Source organism: Ligilactobacillus araffinosus DSM 20653, assembly GCF_001435375.1.
Lineage (GTDB): Bacteria > Bacillota > Bacilli > Lactobacillales > Lactobacillaceae > Ligilactobacillus > Ligilactobacillus araffinosus.
On sequence record NZ_AYYZ01000002.1, the window covers coordinates 42,204 to 64,080 of the forward strand.

General features: G+C 35.7%; 14 protein-coding genes. 13 read left to right on the forward strand and 1 reads right to left on the reverse strand.

Annotated elements, in window-relative coordinates; genetic code table 11:
- Positions 1–68 precede the first annotated feature (68 nt).
- The 3 genes from FC64_RS00155 (at position 69) to FC64_RS00165 (ending at position 6,248) form a co-directional block, all read left to right on the forward strand.
- Positions 69–2,756, forward strand: coding sequence for a YfhO family protein (locus tag FC64_RS00155; RefSeq protein WP_057905992.1), 2,688 nt, complete (start codon positions 69–71; stop codon positions 2,754–2,756).
- A gap of 83 nt (positions 2,757–2,839) precedes the next feature.
- Positions 2,840–5,110 (forward strand): GH25 family lysozyme, encoded by a 2,271-nt coding sequence (locus tag FC64_RS00160; RefSeq protein WP_057905993.1) that lies wholly within the window; start codon positions 2,840–2,842, stop codon positions 5,108–5,110.
- Positions 5,111–5,207: 97 nt separating this feature from the next.
- On the forward strand, positions 5,208–6,248 hold the full coding sequence (locus FC64_RS00165) for a glycosyltransferase (protein ID WP_057905994.1): 1,041 nt from the start codon (positions 5,208–5,210) through the stop codon (positions 6,246–6,248).
- Positions 6,249–6,280: 32 nt separating this feature from the next.
- Here the strand turns inward: FC64_RS00165 and FC64_RS00170 are convergent, their stop codons facing one another.
- A complete protein-coding gene (locus FC64_RS00170; protein ID WP_057905995.1) occupies positions 6,281–7,162 on the reverse strand; it encodes a beta-1,6-N-acetylglucosaminyltransferase in 882 nt (293 codons plus the stop codon).
- 340 nt (positions 7,163–7,502) lie between these two features.
- On the opposite strand from FC64_RS00170, the gene FC64_RS07535 reads away from it, so the two are divergent.
- From FC64_RS07535 to FC64_RS00220, 10 genes are all read left to right on the forward strand, one after another.
- Positions 7,503–7,802: a hypothetical protein gene (locus FC64_RS07535; protein WP_420805052.1), complete on the forward strand. Its 300-nt coding sequence runs from the start codon at positions 7,503–7,505 to the stop codon at positions 7,800–7,802.
- Between the two features lie 810 nt (positions 7,803–8,612).
- Entirely contained in the window at positions 8,613–10,220 is a 1,608-nt protein-coding gene (locus tag FC64_RS00180) for a hypothetical protein (RefSeq protein ID WP_057905996.1), read from the forward strand.
- Between the two features lie 172 nt (positions 10,221–10,392).
- Positions 10,393–11,763 carry a cytosine permease gene (locus tag FC64_RS00185; protein WP_057905997.1) on the forward strand — a complete coding sequence of 457 codons (1,371 nt, stop codon included), beginning with the start codon at positions 10,393–10,395 and terminating at the stop codon, positions 11,761–11,763.
- A 6-nt stretch (positions 11,764–11,769) separates the two neighbouring features.
- On the forward strand, positions 11,770–13,005 hold the full coding sequence (gene codA / locus FC64_RS00190) for a cytosine deaminase (protein ID WP_057905998.1): 1,236 nt from the start codon (positions 11,770–11,772) through the stop codon (positions 13,003–13,005).
- 124 nt (positions 13,006–13,129) lie between these two features.
- Positions 13,130–14,245 (forward strand): UDP-galactopyranose mutase, encoded by a 1,116-nt coding sequence (gene glf, locus FC64_RS00195; RefSeq protein ID WP_057905999.1) that lies wholly within the window; start codon positions 13,130–13,132, stop codon positions 14,243–14,245.
- Between the two features lie 71 nt (positions 14,246–14,316).
- Positions 14,317–15,735: a flippase gene (locus FC64_RS00200; protein WP_057906000.1), complete on the forward strand. Its 1,419-nt coding sequence runs from the start codon at positions 14,317–14,319 to the stop codon at positions 15,733–15,735.
- Between the two features lie 184 nt (positions 15,736–15,919).
- The gene (locus tag FC64_RS00205) at positions 15,920–17,008 is read left to right on the forward strand and encodes an FUSC family protein (protein WP_057906001.1); all 1,089 of its coding nucleotides are present in this window, start codon (positions 15,920–15,922) and stop codon (positions 17,006–17,008) included.
- A 635-nt stretch (positions 17,009–17,643) separates the two neighbouring features.
- On the forward strand, positions 17,644–18,714 hold the full coding sequence (locus FC64_RS00210) for a family 20 glycosylhydrolase (RefSeq protein WP_057906002.1): 1,071 nt from the start codon (positions 17,644–17,646) through the stop codon (positions 18,712–18,714).
- Between the two features lie 100 nt (positions 18,715–18,814).
- Positions 18,815–20,191 carry a sensor histidine kinase gene (locus tag FC64_RS00215; protein WP_081035580.1) on the forward strand — a complete coding sequence of 459 codons (1,377 nt, stop codon included), beginning with the start codon at positions 18,815–18,817 and terminating at the stop codon, positions 20,189–20,191.
- Positions 20,192–20,416: 225 nt separating this feature from the next.
- The gene (locus FC64_RS00220) at positions 20,417–21,856 is read left to right on the forward strand and encodes an LPXTG cell wall anchor domain-containing protein (protein ID WP_057906004.1); all 1,440 of its coding nucleotides are present in this window, start codon (positions 20,417–20,419) and stop codon (positions 21,854–21,856) included.
- Positions 21,857–21,877: the final 21 nt, after the last annotated feature.

A 21,877-nucleotide genomic window follows, 5' to 3' on the forward strand; every position in this document is an offset into this window, starting at 1 on the left:
CATTGGTCACAATCTTTTTTAGATATAGGTTATAATAACTAATATTAATAATCAGTAAAGGGCGAGTTATGATGCATCGAAAACAGGAAAGAAGACAACATGGATATTTATTAAGTTTTATCTTTCCAAGTATGTTACTTCTTGGACTTTATATTTTCCATCAAGTATTCCCGTTGGGGAACCATACGATTGCAACGGGAGATATGGCCAATCAGTATCTCGCGATTATGACATACTTCAAACATAATATTTTGCATCCGCAAAATTTTTTATATTCGTATCAAGTCTCAATTGGAGGCAATTTTTTCTCAGTACTGGCATATTATTTAATGTGTCCATTTAATTTTCTTACGCTTTTATTTCCCGAGAAATATATTCCGTTGTTTTATGCAATTAATACGATTGTGAATGTTGGTTTGATTGGACTCACAACGTACACGTATTTAAAGAAGTCGGTTTTTCTTAATCAAAAATTGCCGCAAACGGGAACGGTGGAAAAGTGGCGTCTCTTCTTGGCAACTCTTTTTCCATTTTCGGCCTTCTTTGCGAACTACATGCACTGTGTCATGTGGTCGGATGCAATTGTGCTGATGCCGCTGGTTGTTTTAGGCTTGGATCGAATCTTATACGGTAATCGAAATTCAACTTGGCTTTATTGGGGAGGCTTAACGTATCTTCTAATTTCCAATTACTATATCGGAGTAATTGTTTTGATCTTCCTGTTTTTGCTAACCCTATTTTGGGTGATCGACCAGCTTTGTCAGTTGAATTGGATGAAAATTTTGAAAAAGGGACTTACGGTCCTGGGATTGACGGTCGGATCGATTTTAGGAGCAGGAGTTGTCATGTGGCCAAGTTTCTTGGCCCAGCAAAATGTTGCGCAGGCCCAAATGCCAACTAAGAATTTATTTAAACCGGTTTATCAATTTCAATCGTTTTGGAGTTCGTTATTAGCCGGAAATCTTGCGCCGGATGGAAAGTTAGCCCCATTAATTTTTACAGGGTTACTGGTAGTTGTTCTTTTTTTCAGCTTCTTTTTTGCTCAAAAAGTCACAATTCGTGAGAAAGTATTGACTGGAATTTTAACGGCGGCACTGATCGCCTCAAGTTACTTCCTGTATTTTTATATGATCTGGCACTCATTATCAATGCCGAACGGCTATGCACAACGGGAGTCATTTGTGCTGACCTTTTTTATGATTTGTGTTGCGTACCGTGGGTTGCTGGTTTTTGAAAATCATTCACCGCTAAAGGTATTGTTACCAATTATTGCTGCAATGGCAGTACTGATTCTTAGCTTGCAAGGAATGGAACCTGGATTATTTAAATGCAATCAAGCACTTCAAATTATCCTGATCCTTATGATTTTTGGAATTGGATTCAGCTTGATGATGAAACAAATTTCGGCCGGAATGTGGCTTGCAATGGGTGTCAGTTTGGTAAATATTCTGGCCTATAACTCACAGATTCAAACTCAAGATTTTAATGCGGTTCCAAATAATGCTTATTCAGAAGTTGTCAGTGAAAACCAAACAGTCTCTAATGCGTTGAAACAGTATGATCATTCATTTTATCGGGTAGGAACGACTGCTCAAATCAACGAGTGCGATCCGCTGTTATATGGGTATAATGGCGTCCAAACTTATTTGTCACAACAACCGACTTCTGAAACGGATTATTTATCGGCGTTAGGCTTTTATCAAAAACAAGGATGGATTCGCTGGAGTGCATTTAATAATGGTTCGACTGGCATGCTCAACGATTTGTTAGGAATCAAATATATTATTAAGTCAGATAATTTGATCTTGAAGGCTACTGAGCAAATCAAGTCGATGCCAACGTACAATAACCAGGCGAACGTTCCCGCTTTGAAACCGGTCTTGGAAAACAAACATACGGTGGTTTATCAAAACCCCAATGCCTTTCCGCTAGTTTTTGGTGCCTATGATGGGCATGGCCATGATTCTGTATTTAATGGCAAGTATGCGTATGTTCCAGAAAGCAATCCATTTATTGCATATGGATGGATGTTTAAACGGCTAAGCGGTAAGCAATGGCTGTATGGAATCCAACCAGGATTTGAGTTGATTGCTCGAAAACATGCGAAAACGGCTTATGCTCAAGGATATTTAAATAGTAGTGGGGAAGTTTATTGTTACATTACAAAACCGCAAAATGTGATTCCGGGAAATCAGCAATATCTTCCAATTGAAGTTAATGGACGGAAAGTTGCCCGTTACAGTAACCGCAATGTTTATGGTGAAAATGGTGTTATTTACCTTGGCCATTTCAATAAGGGAGATCATTTAAACATTCAAATTAAAAATGCTGAAAAAGACCCGACATTACCCAAAGATAAAATCTACGTTGCAGTTGAAAATCAGCCGATGTTGCATCAAATTCGAAAAGATGCAGTAACTGGGATTGGGAAAATTAACGTTGATGGTCCGAAAATCAAAATGAATACGACGGCAGCGTTTAAGCGGCATATTTTAATTGCTTCAGTTCCGTATGATAAGGCTTGGCAAGCAATGGTTGACGGCTATCCAGTCAAGGTAAGAAAAGCATTGGATGGATTAATTGCAATTAAAGTAACTCCAGGAAAACATAACATTCAATTAAAATATGTTGTTCCAGGATTGAAAATTGGAACGATTGTAAGCCTAGTTGCAATTTTGACAATGATTATTCTCGAATTTTTTAAGTTTTACGGTTTAAAGAAACTTCATCAGATGTCCAGTCATAAAAAACATTAAAGATTAAAAAAGTCGATTTAGGAATCGGCTTTTTTTGTTATAATAAATACTGATATGTAAAAAAAGAGTGAGAGGAGACCATGATGGAAAAGAAACGTTTTAAAATGTATAAAGCAGGGAAGAAGTGGGTCTTTGCCCCAATCTTTTTCTTCGGATTATCGGTCCTTGGAACAACTTCTGCATCTGCTGATACGGTTCAATCTGCTACGCCATCTTCTTCAAGCCAACAACAGATTCAATCAATTGATGATGAAAAGCAACAAGCAATTCAATCATCATCAGTTTCATTAACAAACAGTTCAAGCAATTCAGAAAGGACGGTTAGTTCAAGTAATAGTCAACCTGTTGCAACCGTAAAAAGTAATGAAGTTTCAAATGTTAAAAATCAAACTTCAACAACCTTAACTTCAGCTAAGACTTCAATTCCAATTGAAAATGATCAATCAGCAAATCGGGAATCTTCAAGTTCTCAAGCAAAGACAAGTGTTAGTTCATCACCTTCAAAGGTTCAAGTAATGAATTTTGCGGTTCAACCGACACAGTCAACAACTCAAGTTTCAAAGGCAAGCAGCCAAGCGGTTAAGAATGGCTCAAAAGGAACTCCAAAGGTTGCGCAATCATCTTTAGTAAAGGATGCCAAGAGCAGTTCGCAATCAGTTTCAAATACACCGGTTGAAAAGTCAATTCAAAGTGAAAATTCAGCCGTTAAGAATTCAACTTCAGTTTCAAATGATTCAAACATGAAGGTTAGTCAAGCAACTCCAGTCAACTTGACTCCTGCAAATGATGCTCAATTGAAACGGAGTACATCGACTGAAGTTTCAAATGTAAAGGCAACAACGAATTCAACAAGTACGACTCAGGCAGCAACGCAAACTCAACAGGTTATGCCAGTTTCATTCGCTGCATCGGGTACACTGTCCATCGATATTAGCAAAAATCAAGGTTACGTAACTCCTGATACGGTTGATATTTCAAGTTATCAGCCAAATATGTCAGTTAGTGATTTCCAGCAGTTAAAAAAATATGGTATTAAAAATGTAATTGTTAAGACATCACAATACAGTAATTACATTAATCCATATGCTACTCAGCAGATTCAAAATGCTGAAGCGGCTGGATTAAATGTTGCAGTTTACCATTATGCCGGTTTTGCTAACCCGGACCAGGCAACTCAAGAAGCTGACTATTTAGCAGGTGTTCTTCAAAAATTAAATGTTCCAAAGGACATGGCCGTTATTTGTGACTTGGAATCAGGCTACACGAAGAATGACCAAGTTGGTTCATCATTGAGTGCTTTCTGGAAAGAATTGGGTAACCGCGGTTATACGAATCAGGTTCTTTATACCTATCAAAGCTATGCAAGTCAGTATCCGCAAGTATTAAATACAATTGCACATAATAAGATTTGGATGGCGCAGTACCCGTATGCACCAACGAACTATTGGAATAGTCAATATGGAGCATGGCAATATAGCGATAATGGTCATTGCCCAGGAATTGATTATACATTTGATTTAAGTCACTGCTATAATCCAAGTATTTTTGCGCGTGGCGGTCAAGCAGCATTGAATGGTCAACAATTTGTAAATGGTCATTGGCAATTCTATAAAAACGGTCAGGCTGTAAGAAACCAATACGTTTGGATCGGTAACCAAAATAAAGAAGTCTATTATGATGGCAATGGCAATATGGTCTATGGTCAACAAAAGATCAACGGTAAATGGCAATACTTTGACACGGTAACGGGTGCCCAAGCTAAGAACCAATATGTTTGGATTGCAAATCAAAATAAGGAAGTCTACTATGACGGCTTAGGTAACATGGCTTATGGTCAACAAAAGATCAACGGCAAGTGGCAATACTTTGACACGGTAACGGGTGCGCAAGCCAAGAACCAATATGTCTGGATCGGTAACCAACACAAGGAAGTCTACTACGATGGCTTAGGTAATATGGTTTATGGTCAACAAAAGATCAACGGCAAGTGGCAATACTTCGATCCAATCACTGGTGCACAAGCCAAGAACCAATATGTCTGGATCGGTAACCAACACAAGGAAGTCTACTATGATGGTTTAGGCAACATGGTCTACGGCCAACAAAAGATCAATGGTAAGTGGCAATACTTCGATCCAGTCACCGGTGCGCAAGCCAAGAACCAATATGTTTGGATTGCCAATCAAAATAAAGAAGTTTACTACAATGGCGTTGGTAACATGGTTTATGGTTGGCAAGTAATTGATGGCCATAAACAATACTTTGATCCGGTAACGGGTGCACAAGTTAAAAACACAACAATTACGATCGATGATAAGAAATATACCTTTGATCGGGTTGGAAATTTGATTTAATTTGAATAAAAATGAGGTGTGACATTATGTTGCACCTCTTTTCTTTTGCTAAATAATTAACTATAATTAAAAAAGCTGATATTAAGGAGAATGTAAAATGACGAAGATTTTAGTAACAGTTCAAGAACAAACGAACCAGGCTAATACAGCAGGCTCAAAGGCCAAAGATGACATTATTACGATTGCGCAAGATCAAGGCTACCAAAGTATCGTGGTTGAAAATCCTCAAGGGAAGAAGGCGCGGTTGTCATACCTTTTTAGAGCAATCAGTGGGCAGCTAAAGTCATTTTACCAACTTGATCCGGAATTAATTGTCTTTCAGTATTCTGGATATAATCGGTTTATGAGTTACATTGCACTGCACGAACTGAAAAAATACAATAATTGTCCGTTTTATTTATTGGTTCACGATGTTAAGACCTTGCGGACAAATGAAACGGCTAAATTAAATCAGGGAGATTTTTCAAAGAATGAAATCACTCTCTTTAATAAGTTTGATGGGTTGATCGTTCATAACGAAAAAATGAAAAAGTGGCTGCAAGATAATGGTGTCAAAGTTCCAATGATTTCCCTTGAAATCTTTGACTACGTTAACCCACAACCAATCAATGAAATGCAGAACTTTGATAAGAATGTTAACTTTGCAGGTAATTTATATAAACCGGTCTTTTTGACAAAGTTGAATACGAAGACCAAGTTTGTTGTTTACGGGGTTAATCCATTAGAATACGGTGATTCGATTGAATATCGCGGTAGTAAGACTCCTGAAGAGATTCCTGCTTTCTTAAATGAAGACTTTGGCCTTGTTTGGGATGGTGAATCACTGACTGAATGTTCTGGAATCGATGGAAATTATATGCGGTATAATAATCCACATAAAACATCGCTTTATTTGAGTTCAGGGATTCCAGTCATTACATGGAGTCAGGCCGCAATTGCTGATTTTATTAAACAGCACAATGTTGGAATTGTAATTGATGATTTGAATCAGATCGATGATGTGCTGGCAAACGTAACGAAAGATCAGTATTTAGAATTGAAGTATAATGCTGAAAACTTAGCAACTAAATTACGTGATGGCTTTTATACGAAGACGGCTTTACGTAAGGTTGAAGATTTAGCACACCAAAATAATTAAAAAATGATGTTGGAAATGTCCAACATCATTTTTTAGTCGTTATGATAGTAATGATTTAGTTTTTGAATCAACTCGGTTGAATATTCTGGTTCAAATTTACGGGCGAACTGGTAATCAGGATTTTGGATAATCAATTCAAAATCACGGTTATCAAGATTTGCCGGCCAACCGCCATTTTGATGCTCCCATTTAACATACCGATGGAAGTCATTTACGATTCGCGGTTGAAATTGAGAACTATTACACAAAATTGTTTGGACCCAGAATTCATCTGAAAATGCACCAGTTTTAAGCATTTTAATAAATTCAGGATGGTTATCCATATAATCAATACAATACTGAGCCGCATCACGGGGCAAGTCGCACCAGTTAGCGCCGTGATAAAGTTCTAAGTTGATTCCAAGCTTCTTGAGTTTATTAATATGGAACAACATTTGACCATATAGTAAGAAACGATGGTAAAATTTGCCGAAGAATGTTCGCCGGTTCACGGTGTCGTAGTTAAAGTAGAACTTTTGCCACCATTCAGGTAGCTCGTTGGTGATCCGATATTCACTGGCTTTGTGATAGACACAGTAAATATGGTCATTATTTTCGTAGAAGTTATATAGGTCATCAATATTCATTACTGGCCAGTCTTGTCCGGAGATTAAATGAACATGAGTAATTTGTGGATTGCTTAAAGCAAGTCTCATTAACCGAAAAGCAGCTTCGCCAATCGACCATCCGCCCCAGTGGACTTCAATTTCTGAAATATAATGAATCGAATTTTTTTGCAGCCACTCAACCTGCTGAGCAGTCAGTTTGTATTTTTTATCAAAATGAATATAAATTTCAAATTTCTGTTGCAATAGTTTTGAAAGCTGAGCAACTTGATCAAAATTCTTATGAGCTAAAATTAAGACAGCTTGCATAAGGGATCCCTCTTTATTCCTTTAAGTCATAAAGCGATTTTAGCACAAGTAAAATTGAATTACTATTTGATTTTGAAGCAAGTTGCAATAAATTTAGATAAATATTCAAAAAGATTAAAAACAGATTACAACCGTAATATAAAAAATTTAGTCAAGTAGGAAATGATTTTAATAGTCGACAATTCCGGACAGAATAAAATTAAGTATGGCAGCTTTTTTAATAATTTTCTCAGCAATTTTTGGATTCAGTAATTCGCTCACGGCGTTTTACCAGATGGGATATTCCAGTGGGATCTAGTATATTTTAGCAGAGCTTTTATTTTTCCTGCCGTCAGCGTTGATGTTTGTTAAATATGGCGCTTCATTTCTGGAAGCAAAAGGTGAAATCTACTCATGGTTAAGCAGCTTAACAAATGAAAAATTTGTCTTTATTGGGGCGTTTATTTGGCTTGCCTCATGGGTTATTTGGCTGGTTTCATCAACCGAAGTGGTGGGGATGCTCATTTTAGTTGTTACGTTTGCGGCTAGCCGCGGGATTGACAAGATTGCCAAGGTTGCAAGTATTGGTGGGATTGTTGCATTTGCGATTTCGATTTTATTTAGTCTATTAAGTATTTTTGTGCTGATCCAAGGGTTATAGGCTTAAAGCATTCCGGGGACGAATAACCTTTTGCGTTCATCGAATGCCAGTTTCCAAAGCCCAATTGCAACAATCATTTCATTTTTTGTATATGCAATCTTTATTAACAACTTAGGGGATTGAATTTGGCGAAGCATTTGGAATGTCAGCCAGCGGAATTCAAGGAATTGGCTTAGCGTTTGCTTACTTTGCCAGATTAACTGATGTTTTAGTTGGAATCGCGGAGCATTTATGATGACTTATTCACCAATCAAGTCATTTGTTCTCGGTTGCGATACGTATTTATTGCTGAAAAATTGACAAGATTAAACGACATGTGGTTGCAAGCCGTTGTGGTAATTGACATCATTTTATTTGTTACCTTTGGTGGAGATGCAGCCAGTACACTTTTTACTTTTTTGACAGACATGATGAATATTTCATCACCCCTTCTTGATGGGAGCTTTCCCGTTCTTTAAGATGAAGAAGGACATCAACGGTCCGTTTGTTTTCTGTAAAAAGCAATCAACAACATGGATCGTTTTAATTATCGTGTGAATCGTAATTGTGGTAAGTATTATCTTTACATGTATTGAGCTGATTTTGCAACATGATTATTCAACTGCCTTGTGGACAGCATTCGGGCCAATTTTCTTTGGCTTAGTTGGGTGAGGATTATATGAATATGCGACTTACAAACAAAGTGAAGAAATCGTTTCTAATCGGTAAAATTTCTTAAGAAAAATATAAACTCGAATTTTAAGTTTCCAAAATCAACAAATATGGGTAAAATGATGATAGAGAGTTGAACGGTAAAAAAGGATGGTTAGAATGAAAAAAACTAAAATTGTTCTTTTTACCTTGCTACTATCAATCATTGGGGTCGTTGGTAGCACAAATGCTGCAAGTGTAAATAGTTCAAGTAGAAACGCTGACTTAATGCCTTCTACAGCTAGTCAATTAATTCAAAATTCATCGTTAAACGAAGCTAATATTGAAAATTCAGAGAGTGGGAAATGTATTCTGTGGTCACCTCGGATTCGTAACTTTAAGAAAGGTGATCAGGTCAAGATTCTTCTTCCAAATGGAAAATACACTGGAAAAACGTTGACCATCAAGATCGTTGACCATGAAGAAGAAATCGCAACCTTAACTGTCGAGTGTGGTTGCGATTACGGAATAATTACGTTTATGGCCGATGCCAATAGCGGTCAAGTTGCCCAAATTATTGCTGACGTTGGTAGCATGGACTTTGGAGCAGTCAGTGCTGGCGACGCAATCGATATTGGTGGCGGAATGACAGGCGGATGCATCGGGAACACCGCATCAAAGGCTCCAGTTGCACCGGGTATCAGTTTCTCAAGTTCATTATCAAACCGAAATGATAACAACCTTGGAAGTTTATCGATTGACACCCACTCGTCATCAATTAAGGCAACCTCGTCATTAAACTTAAGATCATCTTCTTCAAGTTTATCAGATGAAGAAGATGGAAAAGTCGTTACCCGGAGTTTTTCATCTTTGAGTTCAACAGCGAATCGCTCTTCACGGTCTTCGAGCTCATCATCTCATGGAAAAGAAATTATCATTGATTACGGGCCGGGACAAGAGTCTTCCTCTTCAGTAAACTCGAAGTCAAGTCCGAGTTCATCACTTATTTCTGCATCAAGTACGGATAAAGATCCTCATCGTCATTCGGGCTGGTGTTCAGAAAAATCAACCAGTCGGAGTAATTGTTCATCTTCAGTGAGGGAAAATGGGCACCATTCGCGCAGAAGTATCATTATCGTTGTTCCGGTTCCTGAACCAGGACCGGTAAAGGAAAACTCGCTTTCAATTAATTTAAATCATTCTTCATCAATGTTAAAGGTTCCGGCAAAGATCGATCATTCTTCAAAGAAATTGCCAAATGTTTCCAAAAAGGTAAAACCAGCGCACAAGAATACTAAGACAAAAGATGAGCCTGCAAAGGCCAAAACAGTCAAAGCAGTTAAAACGAATGTCAAGGTTGAATCGCATTTGGCGTGGAAGGAAAGCGTTGCTGGTTTGCCAAAGAAACAAGCAACCAAGAGTGCTGTTTGGCAGGTTTCACAGCAAAATGGCAGTCTTCATTTGAATCCACAACAGATTCGATCATTAAAGCATGAGATGCATTTTTCAAATTCAAAAGCAGCTGAGGCTGTAAAGAAGTTGGATACATCAGCGCTTCATGGGACAATCCATGGATCAGCGGCAACTCCAAACAATTCAAAGCAAGGATTGACGCTGAAACATTGGAATGCGGCTCATCCGGGTTCAAATGTTCGCCGGATCACATTACCGATTCAAGGTATTTTACCAGCAACCCGGATGGATTCGTATACTTGGGTATACAGTCTAGTGGGGTTAGCAATTATGATCGTTTCAGGAAGAGCATTCTTTTCAAAGAAACGAAAATAATAATTGAATTTTAAAATAAAAAATGAAATAATAATTCGTAAAGCAAAATAAAGGATGTCAGTGAGCATTCATTTTACAACATAGACGAATAATAAATATTTAGCTAATTAATCGGACTATTGGATTTGAATGCCAGTAGTCCGATTTTTTAATGAGAAAGGATGGTTAATTAATGAAAAAACAGAAGGTGTATCCGATTGAACAGATTCCGATTGAGAACCGGCATATGTCATGCTGGGATATGTTTGCAACGTGGATCGGTGCGAATGCAAATAATGGCACGTGGTACATTGGCGGGGTTGTTGCTGCGTGCGGCCTTGTGCTTGCAACGAAAGTTTTAATTGCATCCTCTGTGTTGTCATATATTTTACTTTCGCTTGTTGGTTTAATGGGATACATTACCGGCATTAGCACAATGGCATTGACCCGCAGTTCATTTGGAATTCGTGGCAGTTACGTGCCATCGGTGATCAATGTGATTCAGTTTGTCGGTTGGACAGCGGTAAATACTTTTATTGCGGCAACATCGTTAAGTATTCTCTTCCATGATTTCTTTGGCTGGAAGACGTATAATGCAACTTCAAATACGGGAATTTTCGGCGTGATTGTCGGAGTGTTAGTAATGAGTGTCTTGCACCTGATCAGTGTTTCAATGGGAGAACGCTCAGTCCAAATTATCGAACGGATTGGAATCATCTTTGTAATCGGTTTTGTGATCTGGGAATCGATCGTTGTTTTCCGGACGGTTTCATTTCACCAACTGGTAACCTGGGTTGTTCCGCATTCAGAACAATTGAAAACTGGGCATGCAATGGATATTTTAGCGGCCTTTAACCTTGCCTGGGTCACAGCCGGTGCTGATTTTACCCGGTTTACGGCCAAGAAAGGGGCAGCAACGCACGCTTCATTCTGGGGTGCCCTGATTGGCGTTCTGTGGTTTGCATTGATCGGGGTCGTTTCCACGATCAGCATTGCGATTACATCAGGTCAATTCAATCCGAATAATTCTGATCCAAGTACGATTGCAAATAAGCTTGGATTAGGGATATTAGCGATGATCGTCATTGTTTTAACAAGTATGACAGCAAATGCAGCCAACTTGATGGCAGCGGCCTCGGCGTTAAATAACCTTTTCCATAAAATCAAATTACGCAAGGCATTATGGATCGTTACGATTCTTGCTACCTTTGTAACGTTTATTCCGTTGATTGTTGGCAGTTTCTTGGATACATTTGAGGCGTTCTTGAATTACATTGGCATGATCTTAGGACCGATGATTGGCATTATGATTACCGATTTCTATGTAGTTCACCATCAACAATACGAAATTGATGAATTAACAAAGGTTAACGGGAAGAATTGGTATCATGGCGGAGTTAATTACTTTGCCTTTGCGGTATGGATTATAGGAATTGTAATTTACAATTTTCTTCAACATGTGCCAGTGATCATGAATGTTACGGGGGCAACCTTTATTGCAATGATCATTAGTGGACTTTTATATGGAATTGGACAGCAGTGGATTTTAAAGAAAAGAGGATAATGATCGATGTTAATTAAAAACGTTAAGTTAGCGGAAAAAAATGAGAATGTCGATTTGCGAATCGAAGATGGAAAATTTATCGCGATTCAAGCGGAATTAAAACCGAATGAAAATGAACAGGTGATTGACGGAAATGGAAACTTAGTTTTACCTCCGTACATAGACTCACACGTTCACTTGGATACAACTATGACGGCTGGTCAGCCACGTTGGAACGAGACTGGGACGTTATTTGAAGGGATCAACATTTGGTCTGAACGCAAAGAAACGTTATCAATTGAAGATGTTAAGGAACGGGCTAAAAAGGCAATTCGGCGGCAAGTTGCAAATGGAATTCAGATTGTGCGAAGTCATGTGGATGTAACCGATCCGCAATTAACGGCTTTAAAGGCATTGCTTGAAGTTAAGGAAGAAATGCAGGATATTGTAGAATTGCAATTGGTTGCCTTTCCGCAAGAAGGAATTTTATCATTTCCGCATGGAAAAGAGTTGATGGAAGAAGCCGTTAAGATGGGCGTGGATGCGCTAGGCGGTATTCCTCATTATGAATTTACCCGTGAATACGGGGTTGAATCATTGCATTTTATTGCTGATTTGGCTGCTAAAAATGACTTATTGATCGATGTTCACTGTGATGAAATTGATGATCCGCAAGCGCGGGGATTGGAAACCTTAGCAACTTTGGCCTATGAAACTGGATTGGGCGACAAAGTAACTGCCAGTCACACAACGGCGATGGGATCATACAACGATGCCTATACGTTCAAATTATTTAAGCTGCTTAAACTTTCGCATATTAATTTTGTTGCTAATCCATTGGTTAATACGCATTTAGGCGGTCGGTTCGATACATATCCTAAACGGCGGGGAATGACCCGCGTTAAGGAATTACGGGATGCTGGAATCAATGTTTCGTTTGGGGAGGATGACATTAAAGATCCATGGTATCCAATGGGTGACGGCAATATGCTTGACCCGGTATATATGGGAATGGTCGTTGGTCATATGATGGGCTATACTGAATTGAAAAATGCTTATCAGTTTGTCACGACGAATGCGGCCAAAACATTGCATATTACCGATCATTATGGCATTGAAGTTGGTAAACCAGCAAACTTCTTGATCGTTAATGGTCCAAATTTCTATGATGTACTAAATCAACATGCTGAAGTTTTATATTCAGTTCGAAATGGAAAAGTTTTAGTTGAAACTCAACCTAAAAATGTGCATCTTAATTTCTAATTATTTCCAAAAAGCTTTAAATTTTTTGAGAAATCTTGACAAAGCAAGCAAGATTATCAATAATTACTTAGTATTACATTAGTCTTGATAAGTGAAAAAACAATAACGAAGGAGATTTAACTCAATGACAAATTATTTAGTTGTTGGTGCCGGCCTTTTTGGCGCAACATTTGCTCATGAAGCAGCTAAACGCGGTCACAAAGTTCACGTAATCGAAAAACGGGACCACATCGCAGGTAATATTTATACAAAGGAAGTTGATGGAATTCAAGTTCATCAATATGGAGCTCACATTTTCCATACTTCAAAGAAGGAAATTTGGGACTATGTAAACCAGTTTGCTGAATTTAACCGTTACACAAACAGCCCAATTGCAAACTTCCATGGCGAAATTTACAACATGCCATTTAACATGAATACTTTCAACAAGCTTTGGGGCGTAATCACACCTGAAGAAGCTGAAAAGAAAATTGAAGAACAACGGGCAGTCTTGAACGGCAAGCGGCCAGAAAACTTGGAAGAACAAGCTATCTCACTTGTTGGAACGGACATTTACAAGAAGCTTGTTAAGGAATATACTGAAAAACAATGGGGTCGGGATGCAAAGGAACTACCACCGTTCATCATCAAGCGGCTCCCAGTTCGGTTTACATACGATAACAATTATTTTAACGATACATATCAAGGAATTCCAATCGGCGGTTACACGCAAATCGTTGAGAAGATGTTAGATGATGACAATATCACGGTTGAAACAAACACCGACTTCTTCGACAAGAAGAATGAATACTTGAAGGATTACGATAAGGTCGTTTTCACCGGAATGATCGATCAGTTCTTTGACTACAAGTTAGGTGAATTGGAATACCGGAGCTTGCGATTTGAAACCGAGGAACTCGATGTTGACAATTATCAAGGAAATGCCGTTGTTAACTATACAGATAAGGAAACGCCTTACACTCGGATCATTGAACACAAGCACTTTGAATTTGGGAGGGGTGACAAGGGTAAGACAGTCATTACCAAGGAATACCCTGCAACATGGCACCGTGGTGACGAGCCATACTACCCAATCAATGATTCCAAGAACAACGCATTGTACAAGAAGTACGTTGAACTTGCTCAAAACGAAGCTGACAATGTCATCTTTGGCGGTCGGTTAGGTCAATACCGTTACTACAATATGGACCAAGTTATTGGTGCTGCTTTAGTAACTGTCGAACAAGAATTTGGAAAATAATTGATTTGAAAATAAAATTAAGGAAGAGAGTAGGTGGGCTTACCGCGCTCTCTTCTTTTATAGGTGATTAGATGAAAGTTTTAAAGAATTACTTATATAATGCTGGGTACCAGATTTTGGCCTTGATTGTACCGTTGATTACGGCACCGTACATCAGCCGTGTTCTTCATCCGGCGGGGGTTGGGTACAATGCATATACCAACTCAATTATTCAGTATTTCGTATTGATGGCTGATTTAGGGATTGCGATGTATGGTCAACGGGAAATTGCCTATGTGCGTGAAGATCCGAAGAAAATGTCGCAAACGTTCTGGGAAATTCAATGCTTGAAGTTCTTTACAACGACATTTGCGTATTTTGTATTCGTAATTTTTCTGCATGTTTATGATCGTTATACGATTTTTTTATGGATTCAATCATTGAATGTTATTGGAGCCGCTCTTGACGTATCATGGTTATATCAAGGGGTTGAGGACTTTAAACGAACCGTATTACGAAATACATTAGTTAGATTATTGACGTTAGCATTAATTTTTATTTTAATTAAAAAGCCAAGCGATGTAGGCCTTTATATTTTTATTAATGCATTTTCTAATGTGCTAGGAAACTTAACTTTATGGCCACATTTGCGAAAAATGCTTGTTCCAATAAAGTTCACGTCAATTCATATTTGGCATCATTTATGGCCGACAATTGGTTTATTTATTCCGCAGATTGCAACGTCAGTTTATTTGCAACTGAATAAAACAATGCTTGGGGTTATGATGGGAACTAAATATTCCGGATTTTATCAAAATTCTGATAACTTAGTTAAAATGGTTTTATCACTAGCTACGTCTTTAGGTACAGTAATGTTACCGCATATGTCGGCGGCGTTTGTGAAAGGCGATAAAGAAAAGATGCATCAAATGTTATATAAATCATTTGATATTCTTTCAATTTTAGCATTTGCAATGACGTTTGGAATTGCAGCAATTTCAACGAATCTAGCCCCCTTTTTCTATGGGAAAGGGTTCTGGCCGGTTGGTCCTGCAATGATGATCGAATCACTAGTTATTATTTTAATTGCTTGGAGTAATACAATTGGAAGACAGTATCTTGTTCCAACTAATCAAGTAAAGAAATTTACAACTTCAATTGTCTTAGGCGCTGTTTTTAACTTTGTAGCAAACTTTATTTTTATTGATTTTTGGGGACTTAATGGAGCAATGTGGGCAACGGTCGCTTCAGAGGCGGTGGTGACTGGTTATCAAATGTGGGCCGTACGTAAGCAAATTCACTTTACGGAAATGTTTAAAAATACATTTAAGTATTTAGTTGCTGGCGTTGTAATGTTTATTCCCGTTTATTTAATGAATATTAAACTGCATACAAGTATAATTACTTTGGCGTTAGAAGTGATCACCGGGGTCATTATTTATATAGTAATGATTTTAATCTTAAAACCCACAAGTTTGGATTTTATTTTTAAAATGGTAAAGAAAAAGTAGTTTTGCAGCACTTAAAGGTATTAATCTTTTAGTCAAGCTTAAATTTAAGGCTTGGCTTTTTAATTTTGATTAATTTATTTTTTGCCGTATCTATAAAATAATTTTATTGGATAGTAATTATTACTTTATATTAATTAATTTAGTGTTATCATACTTTACGAAATATTTTTTAGGAGATGTTAATATGAACTTTTATCAACTATTGCAATTAGGACCGCAACAGTTGAAACAACAAATATTAGAAGAAAAAGATTTACATCGGCGAAATTACTTAAGGTTTATTCTTTTTTTTAGAAGCTTTTTAATTGTATGTTTTGCATTGATCTTTGTAATTGGAGCCACGCTACTTTTTGGGAAGGGCAATTCAAGTGTAGCAGTCGGCTTTTTCTGTCTGTTACTTCAATCAAGGTTTGTAAATTACGGCTATAACATCTTTTCTAGTATATTTAACATGTTTTTGATCAGTGTAATTGTGGCATTTGATAGTTTATTGGCTCCTAAAGCTAATCCTTTTTTAGGATTCGTTCTTAATTTTGGATTTTTGTTATTCATTATTTTTGTAACTTGTGATAATCCAAAAATGGGAAATGTTGCTGTTTACGTGGATACCTATTTGTTTTCAACATTTTTGCCTCCTCAAAACATAAGAGAAGTCCATTTAAGATTTATTGAAGTTGCCATTGGTTTTGTGATTTGCAGTATTATTTTTATTGTCCATCATGCTAATCAAAATAAAGATGTAAAGTTTAGAGACGTTTTAAAACATTTTTCTTTAAAGAATAAGGTCACCCAGTGGCAATTAAGGTTAGCATTTGGAATTAGCTTGGTGTTGTTTATTGGACAATTTTGCAAACTTCCGCGTTATTTTTGGTTAGGAATATCAGCACTTTCGATTTTATCGATATATGAGCCTGAAAGTAAAAAAATTCGGCATGTTAATATTAACAACCGGGTTTTAGAGAGAATATTTGGGATTGTAATTGGCTCATTGCTGTTTGGTGTAATTTATACGATTTTCCCGGCAAAGTTTAATATTTTAATTGGACCATTAGGTGGACTTTTTGTTGGCTTTTCAGCAACATATCGCTGGTCAACAGTTTTCAACTGTTTAGGGGCATTGATGATGGCAACATCTCTATATGGTGCGAATGCAAGTATTATTTTGAGAATTTTTAATAACATTTTAGGATGTATAGTAACAGTTATTTTTATGCTAGTAATAAAAAAGTTGGTTGCTTTTTATCAGAAAGGACATACTAATTCTAAAGTCTAATAAAAAATTCCACGACTTAATAGTCATGGAATTTTTTTAATTATGTAAAGCAATTAATTTCATGGCTATGAAAAGCCAGAAATAGTCGTATATGATTCGAATAGTCAAATTGTTAAGAGATATTAAAAATAATAAATAAAAGATATTTATGGGGGGATTTGTATTTTAGATGTTACAATAATCTTGAGTGATTTATTCAATCAAAACAAATCTAGGGGAATTTTAATAAAATTAAAAAGAGGTATTTTTTGTCTCTAGCATATCAGTTGTCTGTGTAAGCAGTAGTAAAGTTAGATACGGTAGTAGCCTTTAGCGGTTACAGGAAGTTCATCAAAGATGATTCAATTTACAATTTTAAATAACTCATCATCAGCAGTAAATCAGGTTCAAGCAGCAAAGTATCAAGCAAGAAGGCTGTTGTAACAGGCGCACGTCATAATAGTGAATCAGAAAAAGTTTTAGGTTATAGTCATGGAATTTCACAAACTAGTGAAGCCACAGCTGCATTATAATTCTTTGGGCAACAGCAGGAGCAATCATATGGAAACGCAACTAAGATAGTTAATTAAAATAGTAAGAAAAAGGACATAGTCGGTTAGCTACATCTTTTTTGTATTCTTTAAAAATAGAGAAAAATGAAATCAAAAAATATTAAATTTATATTAATAATTATCACAATATTAGGATCAATTTTTTTTAGAAATGATTTAATTAAAGGTTCATCGATAAATAAAAATGAAATAACAGATCAAAATGGAATCTTATTAGACATTGCAAGATGTCCTTTAAGTAAGCAAGAAATTGAGAAAGTAATTAATCAAATTAATTCGAAAAAATTTAGTTACGTTATTTTACATTTAAATGATGATGAACACGTAGCTTTTCAAACAAAAATGTTAAAAAATGAAGATAGTAAAAACGTTTTAAGTAAAAAAGATTTAAAAGAAATTACTAAAGATGCCAACCAACATGGGTTAACATTGATTCCAGATTTTGATACTCCGGGGCATTGTAAGGCGTTAATAAAGCTATTAAAAAAACATAGCCCTAAATTAGCTCATAAAATTTGTCTGAATTCAAATACATTAAATTATACCAAGAGCGCTACCATAAAGTTTATTAAACAAATTAATGGCGAGTTAAGCAATGCATGCGCAAATCAAAATACACGTTATATATTACTAGGTGGTGATGAAGTTGCAGCTAACGAGAATAATAATCATGCATTAATGAAATATTTTAATGAGCTAAATGCATTTGAAAATCGTCACGGCTTTCGAACCATCGTATGGAACGATTCGATTTTAAAAAATAATAATTTGAATAATAAAATAGTAGTAGCGTATTGGGCACAGGGGGGAGGAAATACTTCAAAAAAAATATTACAAAAAGAGTATGACAATCGAGCAAATGTTACTAATTTAATTGATCATCCATTAATTAATGCTAATGCGGGATATAATTATTTTAATTTAGATAATCTTGGTAATTTAAATTACATTACAAATTTTATCAATCGGTTGAATTCAAGTGCGGGAAAAAACTTTGACTTAATCAATCCGCAGACGCTAACGAATGATCCGGATTGCTATCAACGAGAAATAAAAAGCAGCGGACGCTTGATTTGTTTATGGGGAGATAAGAATTCAAAAATTAAAATCAATCAGTTGCTGTACTTAATTAAAAAAATAAATACGATACAATAATTGTTTTTAATTTAATATACAGTATTATAGTAATAGTGAAGATTTATTTTATATAAAAATATTTATAACATATAACCTTCGGTCGGGAGTGTAAGGGATAATGTTGGATTCAGTGTCTTCGATTGTAAGATTACTAAATGTTATTTTCTTTTATGTACTTTTTTTTGCTCAAAATTTTTCAACTATAAAGAATTTAAAAACTAGAAGAATTTTAAAGTTATTTTTTTCTGTTAGTATAATGTTGATTGTTCAATTATTAATTGAAAGGTTTTCAGTAAGATATTTATTGTTACTATGTTCGCCAGTAATTATAATTCTATTTTTAATTGTAATTACATATTTTTGCTTACGACAGGATAGTGAAGCTAATCTAAAATTAAAGATTAATGTTTTATTATCAGCTAGTAATTTTATTGCAATTCAGTTCTTCTGTGCTTTTTTGGACAATTCATTAGCAATTTTAATTCGACATTTCAATAGTCACCAGGCTATTTTAATATTAGTTTTCCATAATGTCATTGAAGGTGCATTATCGCTGATTATCGGATTAATTTCTGGTAAATTTTATAACGTTGGTCAAGTTACTGATAAAAAATTTGATAATCAAATTTATAAAATTGTGATTGGGACATTTATTATTATGTTTGGCTCAATGACAACTTATATGTTGATTCAACGCTTGCATAATTATATTGAAAGTTTTCTTTTCTTATTTTTGATTCAGTTGTTTGTTTTTTGGTTGCTATATTTTTTGATTAGTTGGTATAAAAATGGTCAAATTCGGAATAGATTGATAACCGAACAACTGGATAATTTAAAAAATTATACTAATTACTTAGAGCGTGAACAACGTAAATTACGAAAGTTTAAGCATGATTATCAGAATTTACTATTAAGTTTAGAAGAAAATTTAAAAACAACAAATTCTACTGATGCTGAAAAATATATTCAAACGTTTAAAGAATACTGTGATAGTTATATTAATAAAAAAGAAAGTTTATGGATATTTAATGATTTTGATAACATTAAAACACCGTATTTAAAGAGTATTTTGATTAATAAAACGTTTCAAGCAATTGAAAAAAAAATTCAAGTTCATTTTGAATGTCGTTATGATATTAACCAGATTGCAATGGAACCATATGATTTAGTTCGAATTATTGGGATTACATATGATAATGCAATTGAAGCTGTCGAATCTCTTGCTCAAAAAGATAGATTAATTAATATCATGATATACAAATGTGAAAATCAAATCGAAATAACCTTTTCTAATCCGGTGTTAGAAAAACATGACTTGGCAAAGCTAGAACAAGAGGGAGTAACAAGTAAAAAAGGACATACTGGTTTTGGTATTGCGAATATTAAGGAAATTATTGGAAATTATTCGAATGTTTTAGTAAATTACCAAGAAAGAAATAACTATTTTACTGTTCAATTTGTTATTATGAATAAAATTAAAAAAGATGATATTTAAGTGTAAGTTAAATTAAAGACAGTTGCCGATGGTTAAATTGAGAACTGTCTTTTAATTTTATTAAAAATGTGAAAAATATGAATTATTTTAGCAAACTTAATAATCATAATTGATAAAAAAGTCATAAAAAGTTCTTGATTTTTTAATATAAGGTTTACAAATTAATTTTCGTTTGTTAAGGTTATACTGACATTTGTCATAAAAGAATTAAGGAGTGAAAATGAAATGTCAGATCATAAGAATCTCAAAAAAGTAATTGCTGTCTCAAGTATGGCAGCAGCAACAATTGGGGCCGGCACAATGGTGAATGCTGATAATGTTCACCAACAGGCAGTATCATCACAAAAGTCAAGTATTACAGCTAAGCCTTTATCTGAAACACAAAACGCTAAATCAAGTAATACAGTTGTTTTGAAATCATCACAATCATCAAAGACTACATCATCGACAACTAAATCATCAGTTGCCTCTTCATCAAGTTCGAAAGCCAATTCATCTTCTGTTTCAACTAAGCAAGCACAACCGGTAAGTTTTGCTGCTGTGCAACAAGGTAAAATGGTAAATGATGTTAAAGCAACAACGAATCCATTGATGGATGATTATAACAAAGGAATTAATTCAAGTGACAGTGATTTGTCATACGATGCTAATGGGGCAAAAATTGATTATGACAGCATTATGCAAATTGCAAAGCAGTATGACGAGGGCGACTATGCAAATAAGAGTGACCTTGATTACATTATAGGAGACGTTGCTAACAGTTTAAAGGAAGCTAAGGAAGGATATGATATGAGTAAGACTCTTTCTGGTATTCCTAATTTGCAAGAGAAGCAACAAATCTATAAGGATAGTTATGAGGCATGGAATAACTTATACAACTTATTAACTAAAGGTGAACAAGTTACACCACAACCTTCAAGTACCTCATCTTCGTCAAAGAAGGATACTTCGAGTTCACAAACTAAACCAAATACTACGTCGAATGTATCGAGCGCTTCACAGGCTAAGGCATCATCAAAGAAGAATTCATCAAGCTCAAAGGAAAATGAAACAAATGCTACTTCAGCTGTTAACACCTTAAAGAATGATGCTAACAAGTATCAAAACTCAAATGATGCGGTTACAAAGTCATATGCTCAAGAAGCACAACAATGGTTAAGTAACGTTCAATCATTTATGAACGGAAAGGATATTAGTGGTCAAAGCGGATTGAACGATGCAATTAACTTCTTTAAGAATGATATGAAGTCACTTCAAGACACGTTGAATGCTAGTTGGTTCAATGGTAGCTCTGAAGCTAAACAAATTATACAAGATCAAATTAATGCTGATAAAGCAGTCTTAGCTTATTTAACGGGTCAAGATACTCAACAAACTTCATCAACATCATTAAAGAAGAACGATGTGAAGACATCTGTTAAAAAAGAATCAAACAATAGTGGCAATGGGGTTAAGAAGGACGTTGTTAAGGTATCAACGGATATTAAACGTCAAGCAACTGTTTCAGCTAACAAAACGACTACAAAACAAACAACATCTGATTCAGCAACCAAGAAAGCTTCAATGCCACAAACTGGTGAAACAAATGATGCTGGAATTTTAGCGACAATCGGTGCGCTTACAATTGCTGCAGCTGGTGCATTTTTATTCCGGAAACGCGGATAAGCTTATAATGAAATTATAAAT